Origin of the sequence: Streptomyces sp. NPDC000229 (genome assembly GCF_040300825.1) — a bacterium.
Taxonomy (GTDB): domain Bacteria; phylum Actinomycetota; class Actinomycetes; order Streptomycetales; family Streptomycetaceae; genus Streptomyces.
In genome coordinates, this window is sequence record NZ_JBEPEL010000032.1 from 1 (window position 1) to 18,038 (window position 18,038).

The 18,038-nt window shown below is 71.1% G+C and carries 12 protein-coding genes; 5 read left to right on the top strand and 7 right to left on the bottom strand.

Annotation, left to right across the window (positions count from 1 at the left end):
* Positions 1 to 98 precede the first annotated feature (98 nt).
* A complete protein-coding gene (gene hemE, locus ABT360_RS17630; RefSeq protein WP_351816573.1) occupies positions 99 to 1,163 on the bottom strand; it encodes a uroporphyrinogen decarboxylase in 1,065 nt (354 codons plus the stop codon).
* 91 nt (positions 1,164 to 1,254) lie between these two features.
* Here hemE and ABT360_RS17635 point away from each other — a divergent pair, with 91 nt between their 5' ends.
* From ABT360_RS17635 to ABT360_RS17655, 5 genes are all read left to right on the top strand, one after another.
* Complete coding sequence (locus ABT360_RS17635; RefSeq protein ID WP_351816576.1) at positions 1,255 to 1,929, top strand: DUF3000 domain-containing protein; 675 nt, start codon at positions 1,255 to 1,257, stop codon at positions 1,927 to 1,929.
* Positions 1,930 to 2,742: 813 nt separating this feature from the next.
* The gene (locus ABT360_RS17640) at positions 2,743 to 3,405 is read left to right on the top strand and encodes a helix-turn-helix transcriptional regulator (RefSeq protein WP_073755186.1); all 663 of its coding nucleotides are present in this window, start codon (positions 2,743 to 2,745) and stop codon (positions 3,403 to 3,405) included.
* A gap of 78 nt (positions 3,406 to 3,483) precedes the next feature.
* The gene (locus ABT360_RS17645) at positions 3,484 to 4,779 is read left to right on the top strand and encodes a ribonuclease D (RefSeq protein WP_351816580.1); all 1,296 of its coding nucleotides are present in this window, start codon (positions 3,484 to 3,486) and stop codon (positions 4,777 to 4,779) included.
* A 201-nt stretch (positions 4,780 to 4,980) separates the two neighbouring features.
* A complete protein-coding gene (locus ABT360_RS17650; RefSeq protein ID WP_351816583.1) occupies positions 4,981 to 6,201 on the top strand; it encodes a thiolase family protein in 1,221 nt (406 codons plus the stop codon).
* Positions 6,198 to 8,327, top strand: coding sequence for a 3-hydroxyacyl-CoA dehydrogenase NAD-binding domain-containing protein (locus tag ABT360_RS17655; RefSeq protein ID WP_351816586.1), 2,130 nt, complete (start codon positions 6,198 to 6,200; stop codon positions 8,325 to 8,327). Before ABT360_RS17650 ends, ABT360_RS17655 begins: the two co-directional genes overlap by 4 nt.
* Before the next feature lie 260 nt (positions 8,328 to 8,587).
* Here the strand turns inward: ABT360_RS17655 and recQ are convergent, their stop codons facing one another.
* The 6 genes from recQ to ABT360_RS17685 form a co-directional block, all read right to left on the bottom strand.
* Complete coding sequence (gene recQ, locus ABT360_RS17660; RefSeq protein ID WP_351816589.1) at positions 8,588 to 10,429, bottom strand: DNA helicase RecQ; 1,842 nt, start codon at positions 10,427 to 10,429, stop codon at positions 8,588 to 8,590.
* Positions 10,430 to 10,499: 70 nt separating this feature from the next.
* The gene (locus tag ABT360_RS17665) at positions 10,500 to 12,011 is read right to left on the bottom strand and encodes an amino acid permease (RefSeq protein WP_351816592.1); all 1,512 of its coding nucleotides are present in this window, start codon (positions 12,009 to 12,011) and stop codon (positions 10,500 to 10,502) included.
* A 152-nt stretch (positions 12,012 to 12,163) separates the two neighbouring features.
* Positions 12,164 to 14,077, bottom strand: a complete 1,914-nt coding sequence (gene dxs, locus ABT360_RS17670) for a 1-deoxy-D-xylulose-5-phosphate synthase (RefSeq protein ID WP_351816595.1) — start codon at positions 14,075 to 14,077, stop codon at positions 12,164 to 12,166.
* 186 nt (positions 14,078 to 14,263) lie between these two features.
* Positions 14,264 to 15,550 (bottom strand): sugar ABC transporter permease, encoded by a 1,287-nt coding sequence (locus tag ABT360_RS17675; protein ID WP_351816598.1) that lies wholly within the window; start codon positions 15,548 to 15,550, stop codon positions 14,264 to 14,266.
* Positions 15,547 to 16,341 carry an ATP-binding cassette domain-containing protein gene (locus tag ABT360_RS17680; RefSeq protein ID WP_351816601.1) on the bottom strand — a complete coding sequence of 265 codons (795 nt, stop codon included), beginning with the start codon at positions 16,339 to 16,341 and terminating at the stop codon, positions 15,547 to 15,549. The genes ABT360_RS17675 and ABT360_RS17680 overlap by 4 nt, the downstream gene beginning before the upstream one ends.
* 566 nt (positions 16,342 to 16,907) lie before the next feature.
* Complete coding sequence (locus ABT360_RS17685; RefSeq protein ID WP_444852265.1) at positions 16,908 to 18,005, bottom strand: sugar ABC transporter substrate-binding protein; 1,098 nt, start codon at positions 18,003 to 18,005, stop codon at positions 16,908 to 16,910.
* Positions 18,006 to 18,038 lie beyond the last annotated feature (33 nt).

Below are 18,038 nucleotides of genomic sequence, written 5' to 3' on the forward strand. Positions count from 1 at the left end.
CCCCTTCAGACCGCGCCCGGCGGCGAGAAGCCGTGTCGCTGGCAAGCCGGACGGCGTGCGAGAACTACCGGAAGATCTCTGACTCACGTCACTAGGCGTCAGCGGGCGGTCTGCGTGTGGACGTACTCCACGAGCCGGGTCAGGGCGTCCGGGTCGGTGGTCGGCAGGACGCCGTGTCCGAGGTTGAAGACATGGCCCTCCAGCCCGGCGGCGGCGTCCAGGACCTCGCGGGCCTTGGTCTCGACCGCCTCGGGGGTGGAGAAGAGGACGGCCGGGTCGAGGTTGCCCTGGAGCGCCTTGCCGGGGCCGACGCGGCGGGCGGCCTCGTCCAGCGGGACGCGCCAGTCGACACCGACGACGTCGGCGCCCGCCTCGCCCATGAGGCCCAGCAGCTCGCCCGTACCGACACCGAAGTGGATACGCGGTACGCCGTACTCCTCCACGGCCCGGAACACCTTCGCGGAGGCCGACATGACCGAGCGGCGGTAGTCGGCGGGGGCGAGGGCGCCGACCCAGGAGTCGAAGACCTGGATCGCGGAGGCGCCGGCCTCGATCTGGACCTTCAGGAAGGCGGCGGTGATGTCGGCGAGCCGGTCCAGCAGGTCGGCCCACAGCTCGGGGTCGCCGTACATGAGGGCCTTGGTGTGCTCGTGGTTGCGGGACGGGCCGCCCTCGACGAGGTAGCTCGCGAGGGTGAAGGGCGCGCCGGCGAAGCCGATGAGCGGCGTGGTGCCGAGCTCGCCGGTGAGCATGCCGATGGCCTCGGTGACGTACGAGACGTCCTCGGGCGTGAGGTCACGCAGCCGCTCCAAGTCCGCCCGACGACGGATCGGCTCGGCGACGACGGGGCCGACGCCGGGCTTGATGTCGAGGTCGACGCCGATGGCCTTGAGCGGCACCACGATGTCGCTGAAGAAGATCGCGGCGTCGACCTTGTGCCGCCGTACCGGCTGGAGGGTGATCTCGGTGACCAGCTCGGGCCGCATGCACGACTCGAGCATGGGGATGCCCTCGCGGACCTTCAGGTACTCGGGCAGCGAGCGTCCCGCCTGCCGCATGAACCACACGGGCGTGTGCGGCACGGGCTCGCGCCTGCACGCCTTCAGGAACGCGGAGTCGTAGGTCTTCGTCTGCTGGCCCGAAGGGCTGTCAATGGCACTCACGCCCAGAATCTTCGCATGTACGGCCAAGCGGCTGGCGTGGTGAGGGTGTCCCTCCCTGCGCGGGGCCGTCCTTCCGCCTACTCTTCCCCGCATGGCTGCGGCTCAGGGACAGTTCTCCGATCACTCCGACGACGCCGAAGGAACGGACGACAGGGAGGGTACGTCCGTCCCGCCCGCCTTCCGGCTGGCGGTCGACGGGCTGCGCGGGGCGCGGCTGCGGCCGGAGATCGAGGTGGATCCGTCCCGTCCGCCCCAGCGGCTGGCCCCGTACGCGTACGCCCTGGAGGCGGCGGTCGTGGACGGCGACGACGACCTGGCGGACGGCCGCCTCGTGCTGCTGCACGACCCGGCGGGGCACGAGGCCTGGCAGGGCACCTTCCGACTGGTGACGCTGGTACGCGCGGAGCTGGAGCCCGAGATGGCGGCCGACCCTCTGCTGCCGGAGGTGTCCTGGTCGTGGCTGACGGGCGCGCTGGAGGCGCGGGGCCTGTCGTACGAGGAGGCCTCGGGCACCGTCACCCGTGCGGGGTCTCACTACTTCGGTGGACTCGCGGAGCGCCGCCCGGCGACGCAGATCGAGATCCGGGCGTCCTGGACGCCACGTGAGGGCCGCGGCGGGGTGCCGGACACGGCGGCGCACCTGGCGGCCTGGTGCGACCTGCTGTGCCAGATCGCGGGCCTCCCGCCGTCGGTACCCGGGCCGCTCGACCCGGGCTCGGCGGCGGTGGTCTCCCTCCCCCAGCGCCGCGGCCCCCAGCACCCGTAGGCCTCCCACCTGGGCAGGGCCCACCAACCCGCACCCGGCCCCCCACCGGAATGCGCCGTGGCCACCACCCACGACCCGCAGCCGGCCTCCCACCGGGGTGGGGCCGTGCAGGGTCGCCCCCGCAGAGGTTGGCGGCAAAGGCCGGGCTCCCTCACCCGTAACCCAAGGCCGCCGGCCTCGAGGAGGTGAGCCCGGAGGGGCCCCGCCCCCCACAGCCGGGCGTGCCCGCCGGCACCGCGAGGCACCAAGAGAGGGACGCCCCGTGGGGGCACCGCCCCGTGGGGCACCGCTAGCAGGCACCGCCCCGACTCCGTTGCGCCCACCCTCCCCGCTCTCGGGACCGCCCACAACGGTGGGCGTGGACGTCCAGGCCCGCACCCGTCGGGGGGACGCGACCGGGCCGGGGACGGCACCCGGGCCGGGGGCGGCACCCGGGCCGGGGACGGCACCGACGCCGGGGGCGGCACCGACGGGCGTCAAGGCGGCGCCTCGTGGTTCGCCACCCGCGCCGCGGCCGGGCGGCGAGCGCGTAGGCTGCGGCGCCTGCCGTGCCGCGGACCGGGCGCCGTTTCCGGGGCCGTCCAGCGCCCGGGGGCGTGCTCCCGCCGGCCGCGGCGGGCGCCCCGCGCAGGATGGGGCGCTCGTAGGATGATCGATCGCCTGTCCGAATTGCCCCAATTGTTACTCACTAAATCGTGATCTTCCCCTAAAGGCGGACCCCCGGGCTGCCGAAGAGGTCTGTGACCCTTCAAATACGGTTCGCCCGGCTTCTCCCCCGAGCCGGCTGTGTCCCGCACCTTCCCAGGAGGCCTGGTGTCCGTTCTCCTCGAGCAGCCCGCAAGCCTGGTCGCCTACCGCCCGAACAAGCCGACGGCCATGGTCGTCGTGGCCGACCCGCGCGTCCGCTCCACCGTCACCCGCCACCTGTGGGCTCTCGGAGTGCGTGACGTCATCGAGGCGTCGTCCATCGCGGAGGCTCGTCCCCGCGTCGGCAGCCCGCGCGACATCTGCGTTGCCGACGTCCACCTGCCCGATGGCTCCGGGCTCACCCTGCTGTCCGAGACCCGTGCCGCCGGCTGGCCCAACGGGCTCGCCCTTTCGGCGGCCGACGACATCGGTGCCGTACGCAACGCGCTCGCCGGGGGCGTCAAGGGCTATGTCGTCACCGGTACGCGTACGAACATCGGTCACCCGACCCGACCCGGCGCCGCCCCCATCGGCGCCGCGGCCGCCCGGCTGCACCGCCGTCCCCCCGGTGCTCCGAGCCACCCGGGCGGCTACCGGGAGCTCTCCGGCCGCGAGGTCGAGGTGCTCCGGCTGGTCGCCGAGGGTCAGTCGAACAAGGCCATCGGCGTATCGATGGGCCTGTCCGCGCTGACCGTCAAGAGCCACCTGGCCCGCATCGCCCGCAAGCTCGGCACCGGCGACCGGGCCGGAATGGTCGCCGTGGCACTTCGTACGGGCATCATCCACTGACCGGTCCACCTCACCCCAGTGCCCGTCGACGGAACGTTCCGTCGGCGGGCGCTTGCCGTTCACAGATACCCTTGACAGGTGACCGACGCCCAAGAGACCGCAGCAGAGACAGCACTGCGAACCACCGGGGGCGGCCCTCCGGACGACGGCGTCGCAGACGGCGTAGTCGAAGAGACGCCGATCCCCTTGCTCGAGCCCCGCGAGGGCATCCCGCCCGTGGTGGCCGACGAGCATGCCCTCGCCGAGGTGATCACCGCCTTCGCGCGTGGCACCGGCCCCGTCGCCGTCGACGCCGAGCGCGCGTCGGGCTACCGCTACGGCCAGCGGGCCTACCTCGTGCAGCTGCGCCGTGAGGGCGCGGGCAGCGCCCTGATCGACCCGGTCGGCTGCCCGGACCTCTCCGGCCTCGGTGAGGCCCTGGCCGGCGCGGAGTGGATCCTGCACGCCGCCACCCAGGACCTGCCGTGCCTGCGCGAAATAGGCATGGTTCCCACCCGGCTGTTCGACACGGAGCTGGCCGGCCGCCTCGCGGGGTTCCCGCGGGTCGGTCTCGGCGCGATGGTCGAGTCGGTGCTGGGATACGCCCTGGAGAAGGGCCACTCCGCGGTGGACTGGTCCACCCGCCCGCTGCCCGAACCCTGGCTCCGGTACGCCGCGCTGGACGTCGAACTGCTCGTCGACCTGCGTGACGCGCTGGAGAAGGAGCTGGACCGGCAGGGGAAGCTGGAGTGGGCGTACCAGGAGTTCGACGCCATCGCCTCCGCCCCGCCGCCCCCGCCCCGCAAGGACCCCTGGCGCCGGACGTCCGGCATGCACAAGGTCCGCCGGCGCCGCCAGATGGCGGTCGTACGGGAGCTGTGGACGGCCCGCGACCGGATCGCCCAGCGGCGTGATGTGTCGCCCGGCAAGGTGCTCAGCGACGCCGCGATCGTCGAGGCCGCTCTTGCCGTGCCGGCCAATGTGCACGCGCTGACCGCGCTGCCTGGGTTCGGCCACCGTATGGGGCGCCGACAGCTGGAGCAGTGGCAGGCGGCGGTGGACCGGGCGAAGGCCCTGCCGGACGCCGAGCTGCCGCAGCCGGGCCAGCCCTTGCAGGGCCCGCCCCCGCCGCGCGCCTGGGCGGACAAGGACCCGGCGGCCGCGGCGCGCCTCTCCGCAGCCCGTACGGCCGTCTCCGCGCTCGCCGAGTCGCTGAACCTCCCGCCGGAGAACCTGATCACGCCCGACACGGTGCGCCGGGTGTGCTGGGAGCCGCCCGCCGAGGTCACGGCCGAGTCGGTGGCGGGCGCGCTCGCCGGGTACGGGGCGCGGGCCTGGCAGATCGAGCAGGTCACACCGGTGCTGGTCGCGGCGCTGAACGGCGCGAAGGCCTGAACGGAGAGACCAGGAGAAAAAGGGTGCCCCCTCCGGCGGAGGGGGCACCCTTCTTTCGTAGCCACGCAGTGTGACGTTCACCGCTCCGGGCGGGGGGACTGTGCAGCTTGGTTACTCGTAAGTAGCATGGGGCGTACAAGCGCGCGCTTAGCCGCGTGCCGCAGCAGTGCAGTGCCATCCCGCACCTGGAGGAGAGCCATCGTGCCTCGTACCGTCAGGGACGTCGTCTTCGTCGACGGCGTCCGCACCCCGTTCGGCAAGGCGGGCCCGAAGGGCATCTACCACGAGACCCGCGCCGACGATCTCGTCGTGAAGGCCATCCGGGAGCTGCTGCGCCGCAACCCCGGTCTGGACCCGGCGAAGATCGACGAGGTCGCCATCGCCGCGACCACCCAGATCGGTGACCAGGGCCTCACCATCGGCCGTACCGCCGGCATCCTGGCGGGCCTGCCGCAGTCGGTGCCCGGCTACTCCATCGACCGCATGTGTGCGGGCGCGCTGACCGCTGTGACCTCGGTCGCCGGTTCCATCGCCTTCGGCGCGTACGACGCCGTCATCGCCGGTGGTGTCGAGCACATGGGCCGCCACCCGATGGGCGAGGGCGTCGACCCGAACCCGCGGTTCGTCAGCGAGAAGCTGGTCGACGAGTCCGCCCTGTTCATGGGCATGACGGCGGAGAACCTGCACGACCGCTACCCGCACATCACCAAGCAGCGCGCCGACGAGTACGCCGTGCGCTCCCAGGAGAAGGCCGCCAAGGCGTACGCCAACGGCAAGATCCAGGCCGACCTGGTGCCGATCTCGGTGCGCCGCACCAACGCCGAGGCCGGCGAGACCGGCTGGGGCCTGGTCACCGCCGACGAGCCGATGCGCCCGGGCACGACCCTGGAGTCGCTGGCGAACCTCAAGACGCCGTTCCGCGTCCATGGCAACGTCACCGCCGGTAACGCCGCGGGCCTCAACGACGGCGCCACCGCGTCGATCATCGCGTCCGAGGACTTCGCCCGCGAGAACGGCCTGCCGGTCAAGATGCGCCTCGTCTCCTACGCCTTCGCCGGCGTCGAGCCCGAGGTCATGGGCTACGGCCCGATCCCGGCGACCGAGAAGGCCCTGGCCAAGGCCGGCCTGTCGATCGAGGACATCAACCTCTTCGAGATCAACGAGGCCTTCGCCGTCCAGGTCCTGGCCTTCCTCGACCACTACGGCATCGCCGACGACGACGCGCGCGTCAACCAGTACGGCGGCGCGATCGCCTTCGGCCACCCCCTCGCCTCCTCCGGCGTACGTCTGATGACGCAGCTGGCGCGGCAGTTCGAGGAGCAGCCGGAGGTCCGTTACGGCCTCACCACCATGTGCGTCGGCTTCGGCATGGGCGCGACGGTCATCTGGGAGAACCCCCACTTCGACGGAGGCAGCAAGTGAGCACCACCGCTGAGCTTTTGAAGGGTGCGGCCGAGCTGTTCCCGGACGAGGTCGTCACCAGCGCCCACGTACGCCACTTCGACCTGCCCTTCGGGGCCGGCCGGTTCGCGCTGATCACGCTGGACAACGGCTTCGACCACACCAAGCCGACCACCTTCGGCCCGCAGTCCCTGGCGAACCTCAACACCGCCATCGACCAGGTCGAGAAGGAGGCGGCCGAGGGCACCATCGTCGGTGTCGGCATCACCGGCAAGCCGTTCATCTTCGCCGTCGGCGCCGACCTCAAGGGCGTGGAGCTGCTGAAGCGCCACGAGGACGCGCTGGCCATCGGCAAGGGCGGCCACGACGTCTTCAAGCGCCTGTCGGCGCTGGGCGTGCCGACCTTCGCGTACTACAACGGCGCGGCGATGGGCGGCGGTGTCGAGGTCGGTCTGCACTGCACCTACCGCACCGTGTCGGCGGCCCTGCCGGCGTTCTCGCTGCCCGAGGTCTTCCTCGGTCTGGTTCCCGGCTGGGGCGGCTGCACCATCCTGCCGAACCTGATCGGCGCCGACCGCGCGGTCTCGGTGATCATCGAGAACTCGCTCAACCAGAACAAGCAGCTCAAGGGCAAGCAGGTCTACGAGCTGGGGATCGCCGACGCGATCTTCGAGGGCGCGGACTTCCTGGAGCAGTCGCTGCTGTGGACCGCGTCCGTCCTCAAGGGCGAGATCGTGGTCGAGCGCGCCGACGTCGACCGCGGCGAGGGCTGGGACGCGGCGGTCGCCCGTGGCCGGTTCATCGCGGACTCCAAGGTGCACGGTGCGGCCCCGGCCGCGTACCGCGCCCTGGACATCATCGAGGCGGCCAAGGACGGCGACCTCCAGAAGGGCTTCGACGCCGAGGACACGGCCCTGGCCGACCTCATCATGGGCGGCGAGCTGCGCTCCGGCATCTACGCCTTCAACCTGGTCCAGAAGCGCGCCAAGCGCCCGGCCGGCGCGCCGGACAAGAGTCTGGCCCGCCCGGTCACCAAGGTCGGCGTCGTCGGCGCCGGTCTGATGGCCTCGCAGCTGGCGCTGCTGTTCCTGCGCCGCCTGGAGGTCCCGGTCGTCCTGACGGACATCGACCAGGAGCGCGTCGACAAGGGCGTGGGCTACGTCCACGGCGAGATCGACAAGCTGCTCGGCAAGGGCCGTATCAACCAGGACAAGGCCAACCGCCTCAAGGGCCTGGTCTCGGGCGTCCTGGACAAGGCCGCCGGTTTCGCGGACGCGGACTTCATCATCGAGGCCGTGTTCGAGGAGATGTCGGTCAAGCAGAAGGTGTTCGCGGAGGTCGAGGCGGTCGCCCCGGCGCACGCGATCCTCGCCACCAACACCTCGTCGCTGTCGGTGTCGGAGATGGCCTCCAAGCTCCAGCACCCGGAGCGTGTGGTCGGCTTCCACTTCTTCAACCCGGTCGCGATCCTCCCGCTGCTGGAGATCGTCCGCGGTGAGCAGACCGACGACGCGTCGCTGGCGACCGCGTTCGGTGTCGCGAAGAAGCTGAAGAAGACGGCCGTGCTGACGAAGGACGCCCCGGCGTTCGTCGTGAACCGCATCCTCACCCGCTTCATGGGCGAGATCCAGAACGTCATCGACGAGGGCACGCCGGTCGAGACCGCGGAGAAGGCCATCGAGCCGCTCGGTCTGCCGATGTCGCCGCTGGTTCTCCTGGAGCTGGTCGGCCCGGCGATCGGTCTGCACGTCTCCGAGACCCTGAACCGCGCCTTCCCGGACCGCTTCAAGGTCTCCCCGAACCTCAAGGCCGTCGTCGAGGCGGGCAAGCGCGGCTTCTACGTCTACGACTCGGGCAAGCCCGAGCTGGACCCCGAGGTCGCGGCGCTGCTGAAGCAGGGCGATGTCGTCCTGACCGAGCAGCAGGTGCGGGACCGCGTCCTGGACGCGGTGGCGCAGGAGATCGGCCTGATGCTGGACGAGGGCGTCGTCGCCGAGGCGCAGGACATCGACCTCTGCCTCATCACGGGCGCTGGCTGGCCCTTCCACCTGGGCGGCATCACGCCGTACCTGGACCGCGAGGGCGTCTCGGAGCGCGTGAACGGCAAGCGTTTCCTGGAGCAGGGCGTGGCGAGCGTCCCGGCGTAACGGCACAGGGCGACGGGCCGCAGGGGGTGTCCCCTGCGGCCCGTCGCCGTTTCCGGGGCCGTGCCCCGACCCCCACCGCCCCCTGGCAGGCCACCGACCCGCACACCCCTGGGCGAACCGGGAACGATCACCGCCCCGGGAGGAACCGCCACAAGGGCACCGCCCCGGTCCCGTTGTGCCCACCCGTCCCGCCCCAGGGGACGAATGCCCACAACAGGGGGCAGGCACCGCCCGGAGGGAGGTGGGGCCGCGCCGGGGCGTCAGGCCTCGGCGAGCGCGGCGAGGATGGCCTCGCCGTACTTGGCGAGTTTGTTCTCGCCCACACCGCTGACGGTGCCGAGTTCCGCGAGGGTCGCGGGCGGGGCCGCGGCGATCTCGCGGAGAGTCGCGTCGTGGAAGATGACGTACGCGGGGACGCCCTGCTCCTTCGCGGTGGCCGCGCGCCAGGCGCGGAGCCGTTCGAAGACCGGGAGCGCCTCCTCGGGGAGGTCGGCGACCGGGGCGCGCTTGGGCGTTTTGGGCGCACGCGCCGGGCGTTCCGGCTCACTGCGCAGCAGGACCTCGCGGCGGCCGCCGAGGACGTCGGCGGAGGTGTCGGTCAGGACGAGCGTGCCGTAGTCGCCCTCGACCGCGAGGAGGCCCTGGGCGAGCAGCTGGCGCACGACGCCGCGCCACTGGGACTCGTTCAGCTCGGTGCCGATCCCGAAGACGCTCAGGGCGTCGTGGTCGAACTGGATGACCTTCGCCGTCTTGCGGCCGAGCAGGATGTCGATGATCTGGCCCGCGCCGAACTTCTGGTTCCGCTCCCGCTTGAGCCGGACGATCGTCGACAGCAGCTTCTGCGCGGCGATCGTGCCGTCCCAGGACTTCGGCGGCGACAGGCAGGTGTCGCAGTTCCCGCACGCGGTGGACTCCTGGCCGAAGTACGCCAGCAGGCGCACCCGGCGGCACTCGACCGTCTCGCACAGGGCCAGCATGGCGTCGAGGTGCGCGGCGAGCCGGCGGCGGTGCTCGGCGTCGCCCTCGGAGCCGTCGATCATCTTGCGCTGCTGGACGACGTCCTGGAGCCCGTACGCCAGCCACGCCGTGGAGGGCAGCCCGTCGCGCCCGGCGCGGCCGGTCTCCTGGTAGTAGCCCTCCACGGACTTCGGCAGGTCGATGTGGGCGACGAAGCGTACGTCGGGCTTGTCGATGCCCATGCCGAAGGCGATCGTCGCGACCACCACCAGCCCGTCCTCGCGGAGGAACCGGGCCTGGTTCTCGGCGCGGGTCCGGGCGTCGAGGCCCGCGTGGTACGGGACGGCGTCGACGCCGTTCTCCACCAGGAAGGCCGCCGTCTTCTCGACGGAGGCCCGCGACAGGCAGTAGACGATGCCCGCGTCGCCCGGGTGCTCGCCGCGGATCAGCTCCAGCAGCTGCCGCTTGGGTTCGTTCTTGGGGGCGATGCGGTACTGGATGTTGGGGCGGTCGAAGCTGGCCACGAAGTGCCGGGCGTCGCCGAGGTTCAGCCGGGTGGCGATCTCGGCGTGGGTGGCGCGCGTGGCGGTCGCCGTCAGGGCGATGCGCGGCACGTCCGGCCACCGCTCGTGGAGCGTGGACAGCTGGAGGTAGTCGGGGCGGAAGTCGTGACCCCACTGGGCGACGCAGTGCGCCTCGTCGATGGCGAACAGCGAGATGGTGCCGCGCCGCAGCAGCTGGAGCGTGGACTCGACCCGCAGCCGCTCCGGCGCCAGGTACAGCAGGTCCAGCTCACCGGCGGCGAACTCGGCCTCCACCAGCCGCCGCTCGTCCAGGTCCTGGGTGGAGTTGAGGAACCCGGCGCGCACCCCGAGCGCCCGCAGCGCGTCGACCTGGTCCTGCATGAGGGCGATCAGCGGCGAGATGACGACCCCGACGCCCGGGCGCACCAGCGCGGGGATCTGGTAGCACAGCGACTTGCCGCCACCGGTCGGCATGAGGACCAGGGCGTCACCGCCGCCCACCACGTGCTCGATGATCTCCCGCTGCTCGCCGCGGAAGGAGTCGTAACCGAAGACCTTGCCCAGCACCCGCAGGGCGTCGTCGGTGCCGTGGTCCGCGTGGGCGTCGCCGGGGGAAGTCATCCGGCGATTCTACGAGCGGCCGCCCCGAACGGCCCAAACGGCGAACGGGGCGGCGAGCGGTCTGGTACGGCTAGCGCGCCTTCGCGCCCATCGGGGGCCGGGCACCGCCCAGGCGGCTGTGGGGGCGTCCGTACACGAAGTAGACGACGATGCCGGCGGCCATCCAGACGGCGAAGCGGAACCACGTCTCGCCGGGCAGGTTGAGCATCAGCCACACCGACGCGGCGACCGAGAGGATCGGGACGAACGGCACCCACGGGGTGCGGAACGCGCGGTGCAGGTCGGGGCGGGTACGGCGCAGGATGATCACACCGAGGGCGACGACGACGAACGCGAAGAGCGTGCCGATGTTCACCAGGGTCGCCAGCTCGTTGATGCTGGTGAAGCCGGCGATGATGGCGATCAGCACGCCGAGGAGGATGGTCGGGCGGTACGGCGTGCGGAACTTCGGGTGCGTGACGGAGAAGAACCGCGGCAGCAGCCCGTCGCGGCTCATCGCGAAGAACACCCGGGTCTGGCCGAGGAGCAGGATCAGGCACACGGTGGTGAGGCCGACGGCGGCGCCGAAGCTGATCACACCGGCGTAGAAGGGGTGCCCGGTCGCCTTGAAGGCGTCGGCCAGCGGGGCGCTCACCGACAGCCGGCTGTAGTGCTGCATACCGGTCACGACGAGCGAGACGGCGACGTAGAGCACCGTGCAGATGAAGAGGGAGCCGAGGATGCCGCGCGGCATGTCGCGCTGCGGCAGCTTGGTCTCCTCGGCGGCGGTGGCGACGACGTCGAAGCCGATGAAGGCGAAGAAGACGACGGACGCGGCGGTGAAGATGCCCATGACGCCGAAGTTCGTCGGCGCGTAGCCGAAGATCGTCTGGACCAGCGGGGCGTCCCAGCCGGACGTGGTCGGTGGGGTCACGGCGTCGGGGATGAACGGCGAGTAGTTGTCGCCCACGATGAAGAACAGGCCGGCGATGATCACGATCATGACCACGGTGACCTTGATGGCCACGACGATGGCCGTGATGTTGGCGGACAGCTTCATGCCGAGCACCAGGATCACCGTCAGGACCAGGACCAGCAGGAAGGCGAGGATGTCGAAGGTGCCGCCCTCCACGTCCGGCCCTTGCAGTCCGGCGGGCAGGTGCCAGCCCACGTTGTCCATCAGCGAGCGTACGTAGCCGGACCAGCCGACGGCGACCACCGCCGTGCCCAGGGCGAACTCCAGGACGAGGTCCCAGCCGATGATCCAGGCCGGCAGCTCGCCGAGTGAGGCGTACGCGAAGGTGTACGCCGACCCCGCCACCGGCACGGTCGAGGCGAACTCCGCGTAACAGAGGGCGGCCAGCGCGCAGACGATGCCGGCCGTGACGAAGGCCAGGGCGGTGGCCGGGCCCGCGGTCTCCTTGGCCACCTTTCCGGTCAGGACGAAGATGCCCGTGCCGATGATGACACCGACACCGAAGACCGTCAGGTCCCATGCGGACAGGGACTTCTTCAGTGCGTGCTCGGGCTCCTCGGTGTCCTGGATCGACTGCTCGATGCTTTTTGTCCGGAACATCCCGCTGTCGCGTGATTGCTGGCCCATACTCACCGGCGTACCTCCGTAGCCATCGGCCTCTACCGCCCATGATCGAGAGGGGTGCGGGACGTCGCCCGCCCTGGGGGGCCCTTTCACACGAAAGGACCGGCCGGAAACCCCTCGGGGTACTCCGACCGGCCCTATCCGGACACCAGGTGTCAGTCGCGGGCGGGCTGGATCTCCGCGTCCTCGTACCGGCCGTCCAGCTTGGAGACGAGACCGGTGACCTGGCGGGCGATGTCGGGTGCGGTGAGCCCGATCTCGGCCATGACCTCCTTGCGGGAGGCGTGGTCCAGGAAGCGCGGCGGGATGCCGAAGTCGCGCAGCGGTACGTCGACGCCGGCGTCGCGCAGCGCCTGGGCGACCGCGCAGCCGACACCGCCGACGCGGCCGTTGTCCTCGACGGTGACGACGACGCGGTGGCGGTCGGCGAGCGGCGCCATGGCCTCGTCGACCGGCTTGACCCAGCGCGGGTCGACGACGGTGGTGGAGATGCCCTGCTGGTCGAGCAGGCCGGCGATCTCCAGGCACATGGGCGCGAGCGCGCCGACGGACACCAGCAGCACGTCCGGCCGGTCGGTGCCCGCCTCGCGCAGGACGTCCATGCCGCCGATACGGCCCACGGCCTCGACGGCCGGGCCGACGGCGCCCTTGGAGTAGCGCACGACGGTCGGCGCGTCGTCCACCTCGACGGCCTCACGCAGCTGGGCGCGGACCTGGTCGGCGTCGCGCGGGGCGGCGATCCGCAGGCCCGGGACGACCTGGAGGATGGACATGTCCCACATGCCGTTGTGGGAGGCGCCGTCGGTGCCGGTGATGCCGGCCCGGTCGAGGACGAACGTCACACCGCACTTGTGCAGGGCGACGTCCATCAGGACCTGGTCGAAGGCGCGGTTGAGGAACGTGGCGTACACCGCGAAGACCGGGTGGAGCCCGCCGGTGGCGAGACCGGCCGCGGAGACGGCACCGTGCTGCTCGGCGATGCCGACGTCGTAGACCCGGTCCGGGAAGGCCTTGGCGAACTTGTCGAGGCCGACCGGCTGGAGCATGGCCGCGGTGATCGCGACGATGTCCTCGCGCTCGTGGCCGAGCTTGACCATCTCGTCGGCGAAGACGCCGGTCCAGTCGGCGCCGGAGGAGGAGATCGGCAGGCCGGTGTCCGGGTGGATCTTGCCGACGGCGTGGAAACGGTCGGCCTCGTCGGCGAGGGCGGGCTGGTAGCCGCGGCCCTTCTCGGTGAGGCAGTGCACGATGACCGGTCCGCCGAACCGCTTGGCCCGGGTCAGCGCGGACTCCAGCGCCTCGATGTCGTGGCCGTCGATGGGGCCGACGTACTTCAGCCCGAGGTCCTCGAACATGCCCTGCGGGGCGATGAAGTCCTTCAGGCCCTTCTTGGCGCCGTGCAGCGTCTCGTAGAGCGGCTTCCCGACGACCGGCGTGCGGTCGAGGATCTCCTTGGTACGGGCGAGGAAGCGCTCGTAGCCGTCGGTGGTGCGGAGGGTGGCGAGGTGGTTGGCGAGGCCGCCGATCGTGGGGGCGTAGGAGCGCTCGTTGTCGTTGACGACGATGACGAGCGGGCGGTCCTTGGCCTCGGCGATGTTGTTGAGCGCCTCCCAGGCCATGCCGCCGGTGAGGGCCCCGTCACCGATGACGGCGACGACGTGGTCGCTGCGCTCCAGGACCTCGTTGGCCTTGGCGAGGCCGTCGGCCCAGCCGAGGACGGTGGAGGCGTGGCTGTTCTCGATGACGTCGTGCTCGGACTCGGCTCGCGCCGGGTAGCCGGACAGGCCGCCCTTCATCTTCAGCTTGGAGAAGTCCTGGCGGCCGGTGAGCAGCTTGTGGACGTAGGACTGGTGGCCGGTGTCCCAGAGGATCTTGTCCTTCGGGGACTCGAATACGCGGTGCAGGGCGATGGTCAGCTCGACCACGCCGAGGTTCGGACCGAGGTGGCCGCCGGTCTTGGAGACGGCCTCCACGAGGAAGGACCGGATCTCCGCGGCCAGCTGGTCCAGCTGCTCCGGGGCGAGCCGGTCGAGATCGCGCGGGCCCGTGATACGGGTCAGCAGAGCCACCCGTGCCTCCTTGCGTGTTGAGCTGGTCGAGCTGCCGATTTGGTCGAGTCTAATGTTCCGCCCCTGGCGGTGGTCATCGGGCGGTGCGTAACGCGTCGCGCCAGTGGCTCAGACGCAGCGATGCCCGGCGCCGGTTGAGGGCGCCGGGCATCGCGGTGGTCACATCCGGCCACCGATGTGGTCACGCTACGCGCGACCTGCGGTTTTCTGCGTACGGCGGGAGACCGAGTCGATCACGACGGCGGCGAGGAGCACCGCGCCGGTGATCATGTACTGGATCTCGGACGCCATGCCGAGCATGTTGAGGCCCTGCTGGATCGCCTGGATCACGATCATGCCGAGCAGCGCGGACCAGACCTTGCCACGGCCGCCGAAGAGGCTCGTGCCGCCGATGACTGCGGCCGCGATGACGAGCATCAGGGTGTTGCCGCCGCCCAGGCTCTTGGTGGCACCGCCGGAGAGGCTGGCCACGAAGAGACCGCCGAAGGCGGCGAGCAGGCCGGAGAGGCCGAAGACCAGGATGCGGACCCGGTCGACGTTGATACCGGCGCGGCGGGCCGCCTCGGCGTTGCCGCCGACCGCGAAGACCTGCCGGCCGAAGGTGGTGCGGCGGGCGACGAAGTCGGCGACGACCAGGACGGCGAGGAACAGCACCAGCGCGAGCGGCAGGCCGCGGGCGCCGGCGGGCTCGTTGAGGACGTACGCCACGACGAAGCACAGGACGGCGACGAAGCCGGCGCGCAGCACGATCTCGCTGACCGGGCGGGACGGCAGCGCGGCGGCCTTGCGGCGCTTGCTGTCCAGCAGCAGGGACGCGGCGTAGGCGAGGACGGCGACCAGGGCGAGGCCGTACGCGGCGGCCTTGTCCTCGAAGTAGTAGCCGGTCAGGTGCTCGACCAGGCTGCCGGTCGGGGCGTTGATGGAGCCCTCCTGGCCCATGAGCCAGATCTGCAGGCCGCTCCAGCCGAGGAAGCCGGCGAGGGTGACGACGAACGCCGGTACGCCGATCTTGGCGAAGAAGAAGCCGTGGAGGAGGCCGAGCGCGAGGCCGGAGAGGACGGCGATGGCGACGGCGAGCCAGTCGTTCATGCCGTTGCTGACGTTGAGCACCGCCCAGACGGCGGCGCCGACGCCCGCCACGGAACCGACCGAGAGGTCGATCTCGCCGAGGATCAGGACGAAGACGATGCCGACCGCCATGATGCCGAGGCCTGAGGTGTAGACGGCGATGTTGGCGACGGAGCTGGCGGACAGGAAGTTGCTGTTCTGCGACTGGAAGACGATCGCGATGACGATCAGGCCGATGAACACCGGCAGGGAGCCCAGCTCACCGCCGCGAACCTTGCGGGTGAACTCGGTCCAGTAGCCCTTGAGGCCCTCCTCGCGTACGAGCAGACGCGGGTCGACGGCCGGGACGGGCGCCGCGGACTGCTCCGTGGCGTCGGGGGCGGGGGTCTTGGTGAGGTCGCTCACTTCGCGTCCTCCTTCGTGGCCGTACGCGCCTGGCGGCGGGTCACGGCATTGTCCGTGGCGCCGGTGATCGCGGCGATGATCTCTTCGTGGGTGGTGTCCTTGACGTCGAAGACACCGTTGTTGCGGCCGAGGCGGAGGACGGCGACCTTGTCGGCGACGGCGCGCACATCGGCCATGTTGTGGCTGATGAGGATGACGCCGTGGCCCCGCTCACGCAGCCGCTCGACCAGGTCGAGGACCTGGGCGGTCTGCTCGACGCCGAGGGCGGCGGTCGGCTCGTCCAGGATCACGATCTTGGGGTCGCCGATCAGGGCGCGGGCGATGGCCACGACCTGGCGCTGGCCTCCGGAGAGGGCGGCGACCGGGATGCGGACGCTGGGGATGCGGATGGACAGGGTGTCCAGCAGCTCCTTGGCGCGCTTCTCCATCGCGATCTCGTCGAGGACGGACGCGTGCTTCAGCTCGCTGCCGAGGAAGAGGTTGGCGACGACGTCGAGGTTGTCGCAGAGGGCCAGGTCCTGGTAGACGGTGGCGACCCCGAGGTCCTGGGCGTCGTTCGGCCGGGTGATCCGGACCGCGTTGCCCTCCCATTCGATGGCGCCTTCATCGATGGGGTGAACCCCGGAGATGGTCTTGACGAGCGTCGACTTGCCGGCGCCGTTGTCGCCGACGAGGGCGACGACCTCACCGGCGTGAATCTCAAGGTCTACGTCGGTGAGCGCCTGGACGGCGCCGAACCGCTTGGAGACTCCGCGCAACGCCAGCACGGGCGTAGCGAACACGTGAATCATCTCCTTCGCCGCCTGTCCGGCGGGGATGGTGGAACGTGGAGCACAGAGGCTTGGGGCCTGTCCGGCCGGGCGGCCGAACGGGCGACTGCGAGTGCCGCCCGGCGGCGCCGGCGGAAGGCCGGGTGGCTGGGTGGCTGTGTGGCTGGGTGGCGGTGGCTGGAGGCCGGTCGCCGGGAAGCGGTGGCCGGGAAGCGGTGGCCGGTCGCCGGGAAGCGGTGGCCGGTCGCCGGGAAGCGGTGGCCGGTGCCGGGGTCGGGTGGCTGGGGGCTGCGGTCGGGTGGCCGTGGGCTCCTGTCGGGATCCGAGACCGTAGACCGGGTCGCCGGACCAGTGGCCGGGTGGCCGGGTGGCCGTGACCTGCCGCTGGAGGCCGGTGGCCATGGCCTCCCGCCGGGATCCGAGGCCGGAGGCCGTGGCCGGGTGGCGGGTGTGGCGGCCGGGGCCGGTGGCCGAGCCGGGGCTTGGCGGCAGGCCGCCCGGGGCCCCGGGGGCGAGTCCGGCGCCCGACCGCGCTTGCGGGGCGTGGAGGGGCGGGCGCCGGACCGGTCCGGGAGGGGGCGGGGCGGCTACTTGATGCCGGCGGCGGCGCAGGCGGCCTTGTACTCGGCCGTGCAGATGTCCGCGGCCTTGTAGACCTTGTCCGCGATGATCGTGGAGGCGATGTTCTCCTTGGTCACGATCTGCGCGTCGTACAGCTTGGCCGGGATGTCCTTGAACTCACCGGTGAGGCTGGTGACCTTCGTCGGGGTCAGGTCGTCGATCTTCTCGCCCTTGAGCAGGCGGACCGCGATCTCCGCGGTGGTCTCGGCCTCCGGCTTGATCTGCTTGTAGATCGTGAAGGCCTGGTCACCCTTGAGGATGCGCTGGAGACCCGCGAGCTCGGCGTCCTGGCCGCCGACCGGGACCTTGATGCCCTGCTTCTTGAGGGCGGTGATGATGCCGCCGGCCATGCCGTCGTTCGCCGAGTACACGCCCTGGAAGCCGTCCTTGCCCAGGGAGTCGATGGCGGCACCCATCTTCTTGTTGGCCTCGTCCGGGGACCAGTCCGGGATGTCCTGCTCGTAGACGACCTTCTTGACACCGGTGTCAAGAACGCTGTGGGCGCCCTTCTTGAACAGCGGGGCGTTGGGGTCGGTCGGCGAGCCGTTGATCATGACAACGTTGCTCTCCTTGGCCTTGGCGCCGAGCGCCTTGACCAGGCCCTCGCCCTGGAGGCGGCCGATCTTCTCGTTGTCGTACGAGACGTACGCGGAGATCGGGCCCTCGGCGAGGCGGTCGTACGCGACGACCTTCACGCCCTTCTTCTCGGCCTGCTGCACCCAGGACTTGGTGGCCTTGTAGTCGACCGAGTCCAGGATGATCACCTTGACGCCCTGCGTGACGAGCCCGTCGAACTGCTTCTTCTGGGTCTCGGTGTCCTGCGCGGCGTTGTTGTACTTGACCTCGCAGTCGCCGCACAGTGCCTTGATCTTCGCCTCGATGATCGGGCGGTCGAACGTCTCGTAACGGGTCGTCTTGTTCTCCGGCAGCAGCAGACCGATGGTCTTGCCGTCGCCTCCGCCGCCGCCGTTGTCACCGTCGCCCGCCTTGCCACAAGCGGCGAGGGAAGCGGCCATCGATACCGCTGCCGTGCCTATGACGATGCGTCGCGTCATTGCGTTCATGTGGGTTGCCTCCCTGACGAGGCCGCGACGTTG